This window comes from Fischerella sp. (assembly GCF_013388695.1).
In the GTDB taxonomy this organism is placed as follows: Bacteria; Cyanobacteriota; Cyanobacteriia; order Cyanobacteriales; family Nostocaceae; genus PCC9605.
In genome coordinates this window covers 1-17,106 of the sequence record NZ_JACAEU010000076.1, presented here as the reverse complement: position 1 = coordinate 17,106, position 17,106 = coordinate 1, and the positions used below count along the sequence as shown (strand labels likewise).

Below are 17,106 nucleotides of genomic sequence, written 5' to 3'. Positions count from 1 at the left end.
TATGAATTTACAATTCACGGGTATGTAGAGACGTAGCATTGCTACGTCTCTACAATGATTTGGCATCGAACTACAAAAATGTATGCACACATAATTCATGACCAAATTCAGCAACGCCACAAACTATATTATTTGTCTGCGATCGCAATCTAGGAGGCGACAGCCGGAGGGCGATCGCCATAATTTTCTCAGGATTGGCTGTAAGGAGTATCGCTTTTGGGGAATGAATTTTCTACATTTTTAACGACTTCCGATGCTCCTAGTTGTGTCTCTGGTTTGCGAGTATACCAGTATGCCCAGGCAATGAATACCGCTTGGAAGGGCAGTCTTACCCAATAAAGCAATTGATTGTGCGGAATTCCCTCAATCTTGATGTTGTGCAAAGTCATGTAAATGTTGGCAGGAAACACAGCAATAAATAAGGCAATTAGCCCCCATGCTGCTGCCACACTGACAAATGGAATCATTAAACCAATGCTACCCAGAATCTCAAATAACCCACTAATATAAACAGATGCCAACGGTGGAAATGGTGGCGGTACAATGCGGGCGTATTGATCCGGTCTAAGAAAATGGGTAATGCCGACAATGATGATAGACACGGCAAGAACACCACGGAGAATTTCTTTGCGGTGATGATCTAACTTAGGCACAAAAGACATAGGAATACAGAGAAAACACTTGTCAAATGGTAGATATTGCTGTGCCCTTGTACGTCTATCTGAAGTTAGCTCTTGATGCTGTATCAATAAATGCAATTGAATTCTAGCAACGCCGGAAATTTCGTAACGATGGAGTTGGCGATCGCGCACATCTATTTATTGTGAAATTATCTTCATACAATTGATTCACCCAACTGGGTGAATACGGCTGCACCCGGCAGAATCTACCCTAAAAGTGGAAGATATTTAAATTTTAACCCTTACCTCTACTTAAAATTTTGTAAAAAGTCTATTTATTATTTGTTGCTACCTATCAGTTACTTTTTTTTATATATAAGAATTAAAGAGTGAATGAAATTGTGAAAGCACTGCATACATCTGATTTTCAACAACAAGAATTGTCACTGCTCGAAAAAATTGCTGCCAACATTCCTGGGATGATTTTTCAATTTTTACAGCGGCAAGATGGTTCTCAGAGCGTGCTTTATGCCAGTTCTGGCTGTAGAGAACTGTATGAATTAGAACCAGAAGTTGTGCAAAAAGATTTTCAGGTACTCTATAAACTTATTCATCCAGAAGATACGAAAGCCTTTGCAGAATCTGTTGCTAATTCGTGTGCCACACTCGAACCTTGGCATTGGGAAGGTCGCATCATCACCCCTAGTGGTAAACTCAAATGGGTGCAGGCTGCTTCTCGTCCAGACAAACAAGCTAACGGTGACATGGTTTGGGATGGGTTGCTGATGGATATTACAGACCGGAAACTGGCGGAGGAAAAATTGCGTCAGAGTGAGGCGCGATATAAAGCAATTTTACATGCTATTCCCGATATGATGTTTCGCATTAGCCGTGATGGTGAATACTTAGATTTTAAAGGTGAAGGTGCATTAGAAGATATTGTGGGTAAAAGTTTGCGAGATATACTGCCCCCAGATGTAGCTTGTATTAACCAAGAGGCGATCGCTAAAACTCTGGATGCTAACACTTTACAAACTTGCGAATACCAATTGCCAACGCCTTCAGGAATGCGAGATTATGAGGCGCGGTTGGTAAAAAGCGGTGAAGACGAAGTATTAGCAATTGTCCGAGACATTACCGAACGTAAACAATCAGAAGCTGCGGTGCAACATCTCGCTCAAAAGTTTTCTAAAGCTTTTCGTTGTAGTCCCGATCCCATCACGATCAGCACACTCAAAGAAGGACGCTACATAGAAGTAAACGACAGTTTTGTACAACTCACGGGTTACGAACGCTCAGAAGCTATTGGCCGGACTGCGTTTGAGTTGAATATTTGGGTAAACGAGAGCGATCGCGCCAAATTATTGCAGAAGTTAGAACTTGAAGGAGCTATTCGCAACTATGAGCTTGAATTTCGTAAGAAATCTGGCGAGGTGATTTTAGTACAACTTTCAGCAGAAGTTATAGATTTAGATGGTATTCCGTGCCTGTTAGCAGTTAGTCACGACATCACCGAACGCAAGCAAGCAGAGAAATTACTGCACCTGTCTTCCCAGCGCGATCGCTTGTTGGCAGAAACGCTAGTGCGAATTCGGCAGTCACTCAACCTCAACCAAATTTTGCAAACTACTGTAAACGAAGTTCGGCAATTTTTGCAAGTAGATAGGGTATTTGTTGCTGTGAATGATACCCATACCTTATGCAGAATTATTGCCGAATCTGTAGACCCAAAAAACCCATCAGTATTGGAGTCGAAGATCTGCGATCGCACTCTTTTGCAAGAATTGAAAACACAGCTTGTAACTAACAGAGTGCGTTTAGTTGAAGATATCACCCAGATGACAGTGTCTCCCAAACTAGCAGCGCTCTATCAACAATTTCAGACCAGAGCTAGCTTAGCTGTACCAATTATGCTGGGCAAAGAATTGTTTGGAGCATTAATTGTCAATTCTTGCAGCGAACCGCGTCATTGGCAACAAATGGAAATTGATTTACTCCAACAAATGTCAGAACAGCTAGCTATTGCCATCCAGCAAGCGCAACTCTACCAAGAATTAGAACAATTAAACACGAATTTAGAACGCCAAGTAGAAGAACGTACCGCGCAGTTACAGCAGAAAATGCAAGAACTGCAAGAAATTAACCGAGTAAAAGATGTAGTTTTACACACCATTTCCCACGATTTGCGAACTGCGGTGATTGGTAACTTAATGGTGCTACAGAATATGCTTAAAAGTGAGGGACTAGGACATAAGGATAACTCTCCCTTGTCTTCCCCATCTCCCCATTGCCCCTTATCCTCACAAAGTGGGGGCCTCCCCTTCCCCATCTCCCCCTCTTTTCTTTCCGTTCCTCGCTCAATTATCGAGCGTATGATTCAAGGAAACGATCGTCAGTTACTGATGATTGACTCATTACTAGAAATTCATTCGAGCGAAGTAGAGGGAATTATCCTTCATCGAGAAGTAGTCAAATTTAATACTCTTTTAGAGACAATTTTTAAAGAAGTGGAACCAATGCTAGTGCAAAATCAAGCTCAACTGAAGATATTGGTTCCTGAAGATTTACCATTAGTATTCGCCGATGCAGCAAAGTTACATAAAGTCTTTGTAAATTTATTTACTCATGTTTTGCAAAACAACCCACCAGGGTTAAACCTGAAACTCTCTGCCAAAGTGGAAGCAGATATGATTCGTTGTACCATTCAACACAATGGTACTCCCATGAGCAAGCTGGAGTGCGATCGCCTGTTTGAGCTACAAGTGCGCGATCCTCAAGCCCGTTTTTCTACATGCATCGGCTTAAAAATGTATCTTTGTCAGCAAATTATTAAAGCACACGGCGGTGAAATTAGTGTCATCAGTAACCGTAAGTGCGGAGTCACTTTTTGGTTAACTCTACCTCTAGCAACCTAATTTAAGATAAGACTTTAACTACAAATGACCAATGACCAAAAAACAAAAATTTCCTTACCTCGTTGGTTCTAAGTGGACTGCACAACAAAAAGTAGATGGCTGGCGACACTTCCAGGTTGTCAACCGTAAAAATCAAGGTAAGTGGGTATACGCCGAAATGGTTGCTTCCTGCGACCCCAATGTACGCTTTTGGATCAACGCCAAATTATTGCAAGACCGTTCCCTGTGGCATCCCGGTTGGCAATTGTTGCAAGAAATCGAATTACTAGAGGCTAAAGGCTAAGCCCGTATTTTATTTTCATACTTCAACCTTTAGATGACTGTCTGCGCTAGCGTAGGAATTGACACTCAATTTTTTTGATTTACTGTGCTGTACTTTCAACGTTCAGCTGTCTTTATTAGTTTGGCAGTTTTGCTCACCTCCCTAACAGCCTGTGCCAATAGTAATATTGGCAAAAACCTTGAGCAGTCTTTGGCAGCAGATTCTAGGCTAAAAGACAACCCGGTGATTTTTGGTGCCAATCAGACTCCTAATAGCGATCGCCAAAATCAAAACGAACCAAGCCAGGCGACTGTTCAGTTGCCAGCTGATTTTCCTAAAGATATTCCAATATATAACAACGCTCAACTACAGGAAGTTACTCCTGCCAGTGATTCAGACAACAGAGTATCAACTCGCTGGCTGAGTTCTGACCCCAGTAATTTTATAGCTAGTTTCTATCGCAGCCAGTTTCAAGCAAATAACTGGCAGATTTCTCAACAGCCAACAGACGATCAAGCAGGCACTTTTGAAGCGCAACGCAATGATTTACAGGTGAAGGTTTCTATTCAACCTAAATCAGTTACCAACGCCTCACCCAATCAGCCACAGACGGCTACCGAATTACAAATTGAATACCAACCAAACACTACAACCACAGCACAAGCTAGCCCAACACCTAGTACCCAAATTACTAACAATAACAATACTGCTCCTCAACCAGGCGATTCGCAGTTTGTTGGGCCTGTGCAACCACAACAGGAGACAACACAGCCAAGCGACACGTCTAATACCAATAGTTCTACACAGCCAAATCCGACATCTAATACCAATAACGCTACAGCCGTATCTGAAGCGCAGGAATTTAACGACTTGAACAAAGCACCGCAAGAATTGCAGAAATACATCCAAGATGTGGCTGCATTGGGTGTTTTATCTGTAGAACCAAGTGCTAATAAGAGCAATCCTACTAGTACCACAACCAGCCAGTTTGAACCCAATAAAAATATTACTCGGCGAGAATATGCTCGTTGGCTAGTGGCTGCCAATAATGCTATGCATGCCAACAGTCCATCTAAGCAGATCCGCTTGGGATCGGAAAGTTCTCAACCAGCTTTCCAGGATGTATCGAAAACAGATCCCGATTTTTCAGCCATTCAGGGATTAGCTGAAGCAGGATTAATTCCCAGTTCTTTGTCTGGTGATTCCACACAAGTTTTGTTTCGTCCCGATGCGCCAGTGACACGAGAGCAATTGCTGCTGTGGAAAGTACCTCTGGATACCCGCCAAGCTTTGCCTGCTGCCAACATAGATGCAGTTAAACAAACCTGGGGCTTTCAAGATGTAGGGAAAATTGACCCTAAAGCGTTACGAGCTGTATTAGCAGATTTCCAGAATGGAGAACAATCGAATATTCGTCGGGTGTTTGGCTATACAACGCTTTTCCAGCCAAAAAAACCAGTGACTCGGGCTGAAGCTGCTGCGGTGTTGTGGTACTTCGGTTCTCAAGGCGAGGGAATATCAGCAACTGATGCCTTAAAGTTAACGCGATCGCAGTAATACGAATTTCCTTTAAATATGAAACCTTACTGGTTACTGGGGGGCATCGGGCATTAGGCAAAGGGCATAGGTTTTCTCCCCAATTCCCAATCCCCAATCCCCAGTCCCTTTCACTGCATTAGAGTTGCCATTGCCCACTCTACAGATTTTTAATATTAAAGCTTTACAGTTTATTTGTAACTAATTGGTTTTTTATAAAAAATTGATAAAGATATACTTTGACTGAAATTTTACTTGATTTTATCATGATACACTTACCAGTGGTTTTGCGATTAATCGCGTAAAAAATCTTCGCCAAGCTTGTTTTGAAATAGCAAAAATACTAAGTTGCTCTGCCTGCAAAATACCTGATTTTCCTTGAGAACAACCAAAACAGCAGGGGTATATTCTGCATGAAAAAAAAACTTGTCGCGGTAGGATTTTTTCTTATATCTTTGATGTCTCCACTGAAATCTTGGGCTACAAATATTAGTAAAATTTACGTATTTGGCGATAGTCTTTCCGATGCTGGCAATCTCTACAACGCTACACAATCCCAAATACCAACTAGTCCACCCTATTTTGAAGGGCATTTGTCTAATGGAAAGGTATGGGTGGAATATATTGGCGACAAACTAGGGTTAACGCCAACTTTAGTTACTGATTTACAAGATAATACTCCTACTGATGGTATTAATTATGCCTTTGGTGGATCTAGTTCTGGCTTGAGTAATACCTTATTTCCTGAAGCACAATTGCCAGGAGTACTGGGGCAAGTCGGCTTATTTATGCAATCTTTGAGAGAAAACAATCAGCAGGCTGACCCAGAGGCACTTTATATCGTCTGGGGAGGTGGAAATGATTATATATTTGGTAATGTTACCGACGTTAGCAAACCAATCGCTAATTTATCAACCTCAGTAGCATTACTTGCTATAGCTGGTGCTAAAAATATTATGGTGGCTAACTTACCAGATTTGGGCAAGATTCCTTTTACATCAGGTCAAGAAAATTCCAGTCAACTAACTGCTTTAAGCCAAAAACATAACAAACTATTGGCAGCAGCTTTGGGTAATCTTAGCTCAATCCCTGGCGTTAATATCATTCCTATTGATATTAATTCCCTATTTAATCGGGTACAAGCTACTCCTAGCGAGTTTGGTTTGACCAATGTCACCAATGCTTGTTTAGTAGGCACCTTAAATGACATAGCACAAGGTAATTTTAGTGTATGTCCTAACCCAAACGATTACTTATTCTGGGACGGCGTACATCCCACAACACGAGTTCACAGTGTCATAGCAGAATCAGCACTCTCAGCACTGAATACTCAGTCTCTACCCAAACCTTGGCAACATCAGCAATCTTGGCATTCGGAGCTTTTGAAGCACTAACAGTGCTCAAACGCAAATAAAAACAGTCGACGCTTACTCCAACAAATCCGGTTCTTGCCGCACAATCATTTCGTATAAAGGTTGAAAACTAAACCAACCCATATAATGGGAACCTACTTGAGTGTTTGCCAGACTTGCATTTTCATGTTTAATGAGCTGAGGTTTACCAGCTGCCTCTGCTAGTAACTGGGCTTGACAGGTGCGTTCCATTGTGATGAACCACCATGCTGCCTCATCAACTGAGTGACCAACGGTGAGCAAGCCGTGGTTTTTGAGAATGACTGCTTTATTGTTGCCTAAAGTTTGGGCAATGCGTCTACCCTCTTCTGGTTCCAGAACTACCCCCGTATAGTCATCAAATAGGCTGTGGTCTTCATAGAAAGCACAGGCGTCTTGGGTGAGGGGATCGAGCTGGCGACCTAGACTAGACCAACTTTTACCATAGAGTGAATGAGCGTGAGCTGCTGCTACCACATCGGGACGGGCTGCATGGACTTGGGAATGAATGGCAAAAGCTGCTTGGTTGACTGGGCGATCGCCTTCTATGACATCACCGTGCTGGTTCACTAAAATCAAGTCGCTGACCCGAATTAAACTAAAGTGCATTCCGAAGGGGTTTACCCAGAAGCAATCGAACTGTTCTGGATCGCGGGCGGTGATATGACCTGCAATACCTTCATCAAACCCAAAGCGAGAAAACAGGCGGAATGCTGCTGCTAGGCGCTGCTTGCGATGCAGGCGTTCTTCTTCAGGTTCGGTAAAGCTCGGAGGTTGGGGAAGATTGGGCTTGTCAATAGAGATAGCTTGCATGATGCCCACCTGGTATTATGAGGGTCAGGATTAAAAAGCTTATATATCTCTGAGTATACTTATGTGGAATCATAACCAGTGATTCAAGCAAGATAATTAAAGAAAATGACAAAGAACAAATAACACAAGAAAATTTTCAAGAGTAACGATGTATTAAACTATTCCGGTGAAGACCAGCAATTTTCTACAATAATCCCAGAGTGGTTGATCAAAGGTATCAGCAAAGCAAATGCCTAAAACCGTTGCCGACGTAATGAGTCGTGACCCGATTGTTGTCCGACCTGAAACTCCTCTGAAGGAAGCTATCCAAACTTTGGCAGAAAGACGCATCAGTGGGCTACCTGTTGTAGATAACGCCGGTAAGTTGGTAGGCATTATCTCAGAAACTGACTTGATGTGGCAAGAAACTGGTGTTACGCCTCCGGCATATATCATGTTTCTTGATAGCGTGATCTATTTGAAAAATCCTGCTACATACGAACGCGATCTGCACAAAGCACTCGGGCAAACTGTTGGGGAAGTCATGAGTAAAAATCCCATTACCATTTCTCCCGACAAACCATTAAGAGAAGCTGCCAAAATCATGAATGATCGCAATGTCCATCGCTTACCAGTACTTGACAGCGAGGGTCAGGTCATTGGTATTCTCACCCGTGGTGATATTATTCGAGCAATGGCAGCAAGTCAAGATTAGTCCAGAGTCCAGAGTCAAAAGTCCATAGTTCAAAATTGATTGACTATTGACCATTGACTCTTGACCCTTGACCCTTGACCCTTGACTCTTGACTTTTAAAAAGTGAGATAAATAAATGAGTGTTAATCCTGAATCTGTGAAGCAATTGCTGATTTCCGAGGATTTAGGCGATCGCTTGCGAGCAGTGAATCAAATCCGCGAACTGGAACCAACAATTGGTTTTGAGTTAATTCAAAACGCTATTAATGACAGCAATTCCCGCGTACGCTACTCAGCTGTGAGTCAGTTCGATACGTTGGGCGGACAAAATTTAGATTTATCGTTGAGTATATTGCGCGATCGCTTGCTTAACGATCCGGAACCGGACGTGCAAGCAGCAGCAGCAGACTGTTTGGGCGCTTTGAAACTAAGCGCAGCTTTTGAAGATTTACAAAACCTTTACCAAACAAGCAACGAATGGATAGTCCAATTCAGTATCATTGCTACCTTGGGAGAGTTGGGCGATCCGCGTTCTTTTGACTTACTGAGACAGGCACTTTCCTCAGACAATGAGTTAGTAAAAACTGCTGCCATTAGTTCTTTTGGAGATCTAGGAGATACACAAGCAATTCCGCTGTTAACTCCCTATGCCACTAATCCAGATTGGCAAATCCGCTATAGAGTTGTGCAAGCTCTAAATCGCCTAGGAGGCGCAGAAGCCAAAACAATACTAGAAACTTTGGTGAATGATGAAGTAGAGGCCGTTGCAACCGAAGCAAAAAAATCTTTAAACAACCTCTAAGCATATTCCGGGTTTTACATTGCTTGCACCTCAGAAATCTACTGATACTAAGTTGCAGTCAAAGATAGTACTTCCCTCTCCCCTTCCCCTCTCCCAAATTGGGAGAGGGGAAGGGGAGAGGGCACGAATTACTATTGCTATGTCTGAACGCAACTTGGTATAAGGTATTCCAGTATTAGTCGAGGTTATTGGGATAGCTTGGTTTGGTGAAGCGAAAATCTGGCGGTTCGCGATCGCTTAATTCGTGAGCCGCTTTTTTGTGACAAAAAAGGCGAGAAATGTAAATGTCAACGAGAATGTGTGTTGTAGAGAAAATACATCTTCATTAAAAATCTTTGTTTAAATATATATTTTTCGTAAATAAATCCACGCAAATTTTTAATTTAAGCAAGCAATATCATAAATAATCTCTTTACTTTTACCTTTTTAGTTACTTTTTATCCATAAAATGTATTATTTATTACTTATATATGTAAGTATTTTTCCTAAACTTTTCAGCAACATCAAGAAGCAGTAAATGTTCTAGTTTTTGGATGACAAAAACTCGGATACGGAAATAACATACGGATATGTTGAAAAACAAAACAAACATCAAAGTTTGCATCTAATACCCGAAAAAATCCGTAGTTTATCTCAAGGAAGTCATGCATAAATTATCTACTTTAGCAAAAACACTAGTAGCATTTACAGTTGGATTAGGTGTTGCTTCTGCTATGTCATCTGCACATGCCGTTTCTCTAGTTCCCCAGCAGGAAGGAGAAGTTGGACTCACAAATATTACTTGTTTGGGTGGTAGCGTAACTTGTCTCGATACGACTTCAATGGATTACACAGTGACAAGTTTGGCATATGATTTTGATGGTTTGAACCCACAATATGGACTCAGCCGTTTGTTTGTAGATAACAGAAACACTGCAAATGATTGGGGTTTTGGAATTAAATTCAAAACCCTGGATGCAGGTACAAATCCACCTTTAAATGAATATTGGTTACGTCCTGTAGCTTACCTAGCTGATGGTACTCCAGCTGAAGGAGGTCAGTTAGAAGTTGGTAAATTCCTGTTTCAATTTAAGCAAGCAGTTTCTGAAGTAACTCTAGATTTTTTGGATGTAGAAGATGCTAATTTTAGCGGCATTTTAGCAGTTAATGGAAACCCGTTTACACAGCTGCTACCTGCGGGATCTAATAATGGTATCCAATCCTTAACACTCAATAATGTAAGTTCATTTGTAGTACAACTAGGTAAACCTGGTCCCAATAGTAAGTTCAAAAAGACTGGCGATGGTGTAAATTTGCAAGTCAGTGTACCTGAACCAGCATCAACCCTTGGCTTAGGGGCTTTAGCAGTAGTAGGTATGTTTGGTTTACGGCAACGTAAAAAAAGTGTGCCAGCAGCTTAACAATAAGCTCATAGGTTCGTAGTCAGCACTTTAGACATTGAATCTTAAAGGACTAAAGTCATGACTACGAACTTCTGAATCCACCATAATTAGAACGGTGAATCACTGATATTTAAATCTAATCAATGATGTAATCAGATAAAAAATCAGGGCTTCTACATTTATTATTCAGTATAAATCCCCTTCTCTTAAATTTAATTGAGTAGACAGAGTCGCTAATTACAGCAGTTAAGCTGATGTGCATTTAAGTTGCATAATCAGGGCGGGCGAGACGCCCACCCCACAAGAGTTTGATTTTTTTGAGAATGCAAATTAAATGCCTTTTAGCTTAGATACTCCACTCTACTCAATTTTTTTATATGGAATATTGAAATGAGTAGTGAATCTACGTAAATACCACGAACTTTATTTAAAAATATCTGGTATTCCAGATCTGAATTACAATCAGATTTTGCTGAATTCAAACTTCAATATTTAGTTTGAGTTAATTGTTATAAATACGTATAAATATCGCATTTTTGCGGATAAAAATTACTTTTTTCTCTGTAAATAAAGATTACATAAATTCTGCTGTTTTAGACTACCGAATTCAGAAAGCAATCTATTAGCTTAGAGAGGCATCAATGATAAAGGTCTTTTTTTGACTATTTCAGCAATCAAAGTTTGCAGAAGGGGAATTATGCGTCAGTTGAAATTTTTAGCAACAATTACGGGAACAGTTTTGGGCTTAGGTTTAGCTGCTGGTATGCCTGCTGCTCATGCTGCTTCTATTATTCCTACCACAGAAGGTGAAATCAAGACAAATCTCACATGTCTCGATCCAAGTAAATGTATTGATACAACTTCATTAGGTTACAAAGTCACAAGTTTGGAATTTGACTCTGATGATAAATCACCAAAATATGGGCTAAGTCGATTGTTTATTGATAACAGAAGCACTAGTAACACTTATCAAGGACAAGGTTTGACAATTAAATTTGGAACACAAGATGCAGGTACTAACACAGCACTTAATCAATTTTGGTTGCGCCCTGTAGTGATCAAAGAAGATGGTAAATTGCCTGAACAAGGTCAATTAGAAGTTGGTCGCTTCCTGTTTGAATTCGATAAAAAATATGAAGAAATTACGCTAGATTTGTTTGACATTGAAGATATAGGCACTGGCATCTTAGAAATCAATGGGCAGCAAGTTACTGATATGATGTTGCAACCGCTTGCAAAAAATGCAAATAACAGTATCCAAAGGTTGACACTGACCAACGTGCAGTCTTTTGTGGTGCAGTTGGGTAGTGGTTATACTCCTAAGTTCCAGGCAAGTGGTGATGGTGTCAGCTTATCAGCAATAAATACTTCAAAAGCAGTACCGGAAGCAGGAACCACCGTAGGCTTAGGTGTTTTGGCAGTAGCTGGTATGTTTGGTTTGCGTCAACGTAAAAAGGTATTACAAGCAGGTTAAAGCTGATACCAATTCTCTAAAACAAATTACACACGCAAAGCCTGCCTATGCAGGCTTTGCTCGTATAGTCCTTTTTCATTCTCATTTATTGATATTGATTGAGATTTACCATGAAAGAATTAGGGTTGTGGAATCTGAGTTTTTAGAGCGATCGCGTTTTTGAAAAAATGTGGGTAATGACAAGGGCTTGAGCCTGAAAGCTTATCAGTTAATTAAACAGAAACCCCCGCAATCTTTATCGAGTGCAGGGATTTTCCTTAACTAAATTGGTGGCGGGAGATGGATTTGAACCATCGACCTTCGGGTTATGAGCCCGACGAGCTACCAGGCTGCTCTATCCCGCGTTGTCTTTTACAGTATAACAGCAAAGCCAGAAAATTTGCAACTACAAAAGTGATAATTCTCCAATTACTTCTAAACGTTTGTATTTACCCAAGCTCATAAACTTTTCTGACAAGACTTCGGCAACACTGGGACTCATCCAGCCCATCTGCTGGAGCAAGTAAATGGCAGCAGCATGTTTTGCTCGCTTTGCTCCATCTATGACTTTAATTGCCAGTCCCATACCTTCACCAAGTCTGCCAATGCACTGTACTCCTTCGGCTCCAGATTTACTTACCAGTTCTCCCGGAGTTAAACGCATCAGTTCTGTATCAAATTCTCCTTCTCCTGCTACCATAACAGGGTGATGAGTCATAGCTCTGACAATTCGCTCCATGTCCAAATTACTGCGAGAAGCTAGCTGAGCATACAAATACGCCATTTGCGCGAGTTGCATTAAGTAAGTAGGTGCGCCACAGTCATCGTGAGCGCTGATAAATTCCTCGGCTGGCATTTTCAGCAATTCAGCTACCTTAGTTATGATCAGCTGCTGTACGGGGTGTTTGCGCTGCAAGTAATTATTCAAAGACCAATTGCATTGCTGACAAACAGCTAGCATTCCGGCGTGTTTACCAGAACAATTGTATTCTAGGGGACTGCGCTTGCCTTCAGGAATTGGACATTGGAGTGCGGAAGGATCAACATCGGCTCGCCAAAGGATATTAAAGGCCTGTCGCACATGCTGGATTGTGCCTTTATGAGAACTAGTGATAATTGCTAAGTCGCGATCGCTAAGCTCATACCGTTCCAAAGTCCCAGTGCTAGTAACAGCAAGAGCCTGAAATGGTTTGAGCGCTGAACGGACAAAGGTGGCAGTTTCAGCATTGCCTGCAACCGACAGCACCCGTCCTCGTTCATCACTGACAACGGCTTGGACTATATGCCTTGATTCAATAATGCCTTCGCGCAGCAATCTAACTTCTAGTGCAGTGGCTTGAGTTCGTTTTCCCATTGTCATGGGTGATTATCTATAGTTATTTTGTTATTTGTCATTTGTCATTTGCCAGTTGTTTGTTGTTTGTTGTTTGTTGGTAGTTGTTTGTTCCCCAAACAACTACCAACCACCAACTACTAACCATTGACCAATGACAAATGACTAATGACCATTTAAACTAAGTGCCAAACTATCGTACCAGCAACGAACAACACAGCCAAGCCAGCAAATGTAATTTGTAATCGTTTGATGATTGGTTTGATCTGGTAGGTGACAATTAAGCGATCGCGGGTTAGCACTTCTTGCGGTTTTGTCCAAGTTTGACCATCATACCAGCCTGACTCTTCATAAAAGATAATCGGGCTGGCTAGGCGATCCTGCACATAAGACCAGCCTAAATATAACCTTAGCAATACGAGTATTAAACCTATACTCGCTCCGGCGGCACCAGAGAGAATAAACTGTGCTATGTGTTTGTGTGGGGGAAAGCTTGCGGCTGCTACTGGTGCTGCTACCAGCCAAGTAATACCCCAAATCCAACCTATTTTTGTGATATATTCACGCCAATTTAAGATGCAATCACGAAATAACCAAGAAGATTTTAACTCTTCGTACTCATTCAGCGGTTGTTGTTCAACGGGTACTGGGCAATTTGAGACCGAGGACTTGATCATGTTGGCTTACCCCCACCATCATCGGATCTTGGAAACTCGACATGTTCTGCGTGACCCCAGAACGCTTCTAAATTATAGAACTCGCGCTCTTTTGGCATCATTATGTGAACAATCACATCGCCGTAGTCTTGCAATACCCAAGTTCCCTCAGCTTTTCCTTCTACACGTAAGGGACGCCGTTGCCACTCTTGTTGTACTTTTTCTTCTACTGCATCGGCGATCGCTCTTACCTGCACTCTGGAATAGCCTGTCATCACCAAAAAATAATCCGCAAGATAAGATACATCAGCTACCTTTAGCAATAAAATATCACCTGCTTTCCGGTCTGATGCTGCCTCAGCTATGGTTGCGGCTATTTGTGCAGTCGTTTCGTCGTTGTCATCAATTTGTGAGCTTCTTGCCGCACTTTGTTTTACAGCGATTGATTGTAATGGGAAGTGTGCTTGGAAGTAATCAGACATTAAACCTCAGCTGCTTTCTGTTTTGAGAATTTTTTACAATTACTGGCAAATGACTATTAAATTGCAACTGTATCAACTGGTTTTTTTGAATACTAACAAAAAAACAGGAGTCTATGGGATTGTTTGAAGAATTGGTTGTTTAGCTTTCGACTTTTGCAAGAACCAATTGCGAGTGGCGATCGCTCGTGGATGAATTAAACAAGGGCTTAAGAGCAAAAATTGGAAAGTGTAATCGCAGGTCAACCAAACAGCCTTCTCAAGATGTTCACTGCTAAGTTTTCGCAAGTTCTGCAATTGGGCTGAGTCACCCCGTCCTGGTTCTAGAGTATCTGCTAAGAACACGATACACGAGAGTGGACTCATGCCTGGTCTACCCAAAGTGTGATTGGCGATCGCCTGTAATACTTCTTCATCTTCTACGCCAAATGTATCTCTTGCGACGATAGCGCTGACATCTGCGTGCAAAAGATGGGGAGTTGCTGCCATCACCTCATCTACTTCCAGCCCTGCAACCTCTGCCATCTGCAAGAGTTTTTGCGGATGAAAATATTTTGCCAAATCATGCATCAGCCCAGCCATAGCAGCTTTTTCTCGATCCAAATTGTAATGCTCAGCAAGATCGACTGCCATTTGCTCGACCCCGAGAATATGGTTGATCCGCGAAACTGGAACATTCTCTGCTAACCAAGCTAAGACTTTTTGGCGCATAATGGCTGAACATCCAAATAGAAGATTTTGGAACTAAAAGTATTTTTAAGGAAACTAGCAACTAATGGATTAAGAACTCAGTGAATTTGAAAAAGAGTTTTCTTCATACCCACCCAGTAGTCAATTCTTATTCTTATTTTAACTAACCTAGCTTTCTTCTCTCCAAGCTGTCCTGATTACTGAGAGATGTAAAGAAGATTGAGCCTGCACCGACTGGAGTCAGATACAGGCTCAAAATTTTTCAAACTATTTTTTAAAACAATGTTTGTTTGCAATCAATCCTAGCTCGTACTAACCTAGCACCCTATTTATGTACCAAAAATCAAACTTCTTGTTTTGATACTATTGTCGATCCAATTGCTGGGCTATCTGATGTGACTGTGTAGAACAAAGACTCATAATGATTTAGAGCCTGATCGAAGGCATATTGCTCAACAGCATATTGGCGACTGTTATAGCCAAGAGTCTTGACTTTTTCTGGATGTTTATATAAGTCCAAGATTGCATTAGCTAGAGTGTTGGGATCTTCTGGAGGAACGATAACTCCACCACCACTTTGTTTAATTGCTCTTGCTGCTGTGCCATTTTCGGGTACAGATGCAACCAATGCCCGACCGCTTGCAAGTAGCACTTGAATTTTCGATGGCATATTAAAGGATATAACATTTTTCTTTTGCACTACCAAACCAACATCAGCAGCTGCCAACATTTCCGGCAATTTTTCACGCGGTTGAAAAGGTAGTAGCAAAACATTATCTGCACCACAGTTTTGGCATTCTTGTTGCAATCTTTGTAAACCTTTTGCTTCTCCAACGATGACAAAAGCAATATCTGGAATATGCCGTAATGCAGAAGCAGCTTTGACAACGGTTTCCAAACCTTGGGTAAGGGCAATATTACCAGAATATAAGATTACAAATTTGTCATTCAGGTTATGGGCGGCGCGAAAAGTGTTGTTTTCTGTTGGCAAGGGACGAATGAAATTGACGTCAACCCAATTAGGAATTTGCACAATTTTGCTAGCTTCTACATTTTTAGCTTGCAAGTTTTCCACAAACCCATCGGCAATAACGCTAATTTTGGTAGCAGTGCGGTAGGCAAATTTTTCTAATGCTGTAAACGCTTTAATCAAGAGTTGGTTTTTGAGTATACCGACGTGAATAGCTGCTTCTGGTAATATATCTTGCAGATTTAACACTACAGGGCAACCTTGTAACCATCCCAACAGTGCAGTTGGTACACAAACTGGTAAAGACGGCGAGGTTGCAAGAATCACATCGGGACGCCAACCCGTCAAGGCTGGTAGAAAACTGGTGATCGCAAAGCTGGCATCAAGCAACACTCGATCTATTAGGTTCGGTTGCGGACGAATCCAAACATAACTGCGTTGGATTTGTACGCCATTTTTCAATTCAGTCAAATATAACTTCTTTCTATACCCCTCGTAGATACGACGTTCTGGGTAGTTGGGCATAGCAGTTACCACACGCACTTGATGTCCTCGCTTGACGAGTCCCTCTGCTAATTCAGTCATTAGGGGAGCTATACCTATTGGTTCTGGATAGTAGTTGTAAGAGTAAATTAATATCCGCATATCAAAGTAGTCAGAAGAACCTCGGTCTTTTTTTATTCCTAAGCTGGTATCAAAAATTGCTTTGCAAAGAGTATGCTTCTATTTGAATTTTCTCTTTGGATGTTCTTAATGTCAGTCATTTACCCTTAAAGATTGCGTAAAAATTAATATCAGTAAAGTTAGAAATACTAATATATTTTTTTACTAAAAAAGTTCACTATCAGTGTAATAATTTAGTATTTTTACGTAAGTAAAAGTTCTGCAAATAGGTAGCTGTTAGTTCGTCAAGGTGCAGCTATACAAACGAAGCCTGCGGAAGCCGGTATTGCATCTGTGCAGGCTTGGTATAGTATAGGAATCCGGTTTGATGATTGAAAAAATCTAAGTACACGTAGGGTGTGCGATCGGCGAGAGTACGGCACCAAAAACATAGAATGGTGCGTTAGCCTTTGGCGTAACGCAACGGCAATAAAGGGGGAGGAAAATCCACACCCCTTTTTGCCTCCC

General features: G+C 41.4%; 16 protein-coding genes and 1 tRNA gene. 8 read left to right on the top strand and 9 right to left on the bottom strand.

The genetic code is table 11. The annotated features are described in order from the left end of the window. Positions 1-188 precede the first annotated feature (188 nt). Entirely contained in the window at positions 189-662 is a 474-nt protein-coding gene (locus HXY43_RS10320) for a DoxX family protein (protein WP_290883017.1), read from the bottom strand. Between the two features lie 347 nt (positions 663-1,009). Here HXY43_RS10320 and HXY43_RS10315 point away from each other — a divergent pair, with 347 nt between their 5' ends. The 4 genes from HXY43_RS10315 (at position 1,010) to HXY43_RS10300 (ending at position 6,727) form a co-directional block, all read left to right on the top strand. Next, positions 1,010-3,535 (top strand): PAS domain S-box protein, encoded by a 2,526-nt coding sequence (locus HXY43_RS10315; RefSeq protein ID WP_290883015.1) that lies wholly within the window; start codon positions 1,010-1,012, stop codon positions 3,533-3,535. Positions 3,536-3,566: 31 nt separating this feature from the next. Next, positions 3,567-3,818 carry a TIGR02450 family Trp-rich protein gene (locus tag HXY43_RS10310; protein WP_290883012.1) on the top strand — a complete coding sequence of 84 codons (252 nt, stop codon included), beginning with the start codon at positions 3,567-3,569 and terminating at the stop codon, positions 3,816-3,818. An 84-nt stretch (positions 3,819-3,902) separates the two neighbouring features. Further along, on the top strand, positions 3,903-5,354 hold the full coding sequence (locus tag HXY43_RS10305) for an S-layer homology domain-containing protein (protein ID WP_290883010.1): 1,452 nt from the start codon (positions 3,903-3,905) through the stop codon (positions 5,352-5,354). Between the two features lie 392 nt (positions 5,355-5,746). Further along, positions 5,747-6,727 (top strand): SGNH/GDSL hydrolase family protein, encoded by a 981-nt coding sequence (locus HXY43_RS10300; protein ID WP_290883008.1) that lies wholly within the window; start codon positions 5,747-5,749, stop codon positions 6,725-6,727. A gap of 33 nt (positions 6,728-6,760) precedes the next feature. Here HXY43_RS10300 and HXY43_RS10295 read toward each other — a convergent pair whose 3' ends face one another. Next, the gene (locus HXY43_RS10295; protein WP_290883005.1) at positions 6,761-7,537 is read right to left on the bottom strand and encodes a class II aldolase/adducin family protein; all 777 of its coding nucleotides are present in this window, start codon (positions 7,535-7,537) and stop codon (positions 6,761-6,763) included. A gap of 229 nt (positions 7,538-7,766) precedes the next feature. Here HXY43_RS10295 and HXY43_RS10290 point away from each other — a divergent pair, with 229 nt between their 5' ends. The 4 genes from HXY43_RS10290 (at position 7,767) to HXY43_RS10275 (ending at position 11,868) form a co-directional block, all read left to right on the top strand. Further along, positions 7,767-8,231 carry a CBS domain-containing protein gene (locus tag HXY43_RS10290; RefSeq protein ID WP_290883002.1) on the top strand — a complete coding sequence of 155 codons (465 nt, stop codon included), beginning with the start codon at positions 7,767-7,769 and terminating at the stop codon, positions 8,229-8,231. Positions 8,232-8,346: 115 nt separating this feature from the next. Continuing rightward, on the top strand, positions 8,347-9,012 hold the full coding sequence (gene nblB / locus HXY43_RS10285; protein ID WP_290883000.1) for a phycobilisome degradation protein NblB: 666 nt from the start codon (positions 8,347-8,349) through the stop codon (positions 9,010-9,012). 644 nt (positions 9,013-9,656) lie between these two features. Next, positions 9,657-10,412 carry an LEVG family PEP-CTERM protein gene (locus tag HXY43_RS10280; RefSeq protein WP_290882998.1) on the top strand — a complete coding sequence of 252 codons (756 nt, stop codon included), beginning with the start codon at positions 9,657-9,659 and terminating at the stop codon, positions 10,410-10,412. Between the two features lie 679 nt (positions 10,413-11,091). After that, positions 11,092-11,868, top strand: coding sequence for an LEVG family PEP-CTERM protein (locus HXY43_RS10275; RefSeq protein WP_290882996.1), 777 nt, complete (start codon positions 11,092-11,094; stop codon positions 11,866-11,868). A gap of 267 nt (positions 11,869-12,135) precedes the next feature. On the opposite strand, the gene HXY43_RS10270 is transcribed toward HXY43_RS10275, so the two are convergent. The 7 genes from HXY43_RS10270 to HXY43_RS10240 form a co-directional block, all read right to left on the bottom strand. Next, a tRNA-Met gene (locus HXY43_RS10270) sits at positions 12,136-12,212 on the bottom strand. Between the two features lie 41 nt (positions 12,213-12,253). Next, a complete protein-coding gene (locus HXY43_RS10265; protein WP_290882994.1) occupies positions 12,254-13,207 on the bottom strand; it encodes an asparaginase in 954 nt (317 codons plus the stop codon). A 149-nt stretch (positions 13,208-13,356) separates the two neighbouring features. After that, positions 13,357-13,857, bottom strand: coding sequence for a CGLD27 family protein (locus HXY43_RS10260; protein WP_026734020.1), 501 nt, complete (start codon positions 13,855-13,857; stop codon positions 13,357-13,359). Further along, positions 13,854-14,318 carry a ribosome silencing factor gene (gene rsfS, locus HXY43_RS10255; protein ID WP_290882990.1) on the bottom strand — a complete coding sequence of 155 codons (465 nt, stop codon included), beginning with the start codon at positions 14,316-14,318 and terminating at the stop codon, positions 13,854-13,856. Before rsfS ends, HXY43_RS10260 begins: the two co-directional genes overlap by 4 nt. Positions 14,319-14,429: 111 nt before the next feature. After that, positions 14,430-15,026 carry a bis(5'-nucleosyl)-tetraphosphatase (symmetrical) YqeK gene (gene yqeK, locus HXY43_RS10250; RefSeq protein WP_290882987.1) on the bottom strand — a complete coding sequence of 199 codons (597 nt, stop codon included), beginning with the start codon at positions 15,024-15,026 and terminating at the stop codon, positions 14,430-14,432. A gap of 322 nt (positions 15,027-15,348) precedes the next feature. Next, complete coding sequence (locus HXY43_RS10245; protein WP_290882984.1) at positions 15,349-16,620, bottom strand: glycosyltransferase family 4 protein; 1,272 nt, start codon at positions 16,618-16,620, stop codon at positions 15,349-15,351. A 263-nt stretch (positions 16,621-16,883) separates the two neighbouring features. Beyond that, on the bottom strand, positions 16,884-17,106 hold a 223-nt coding region (locus tag HXY43_RS10240), incomplete at its 5' end, for a hypothetical protein (RefSeq protein WP_290882982.1).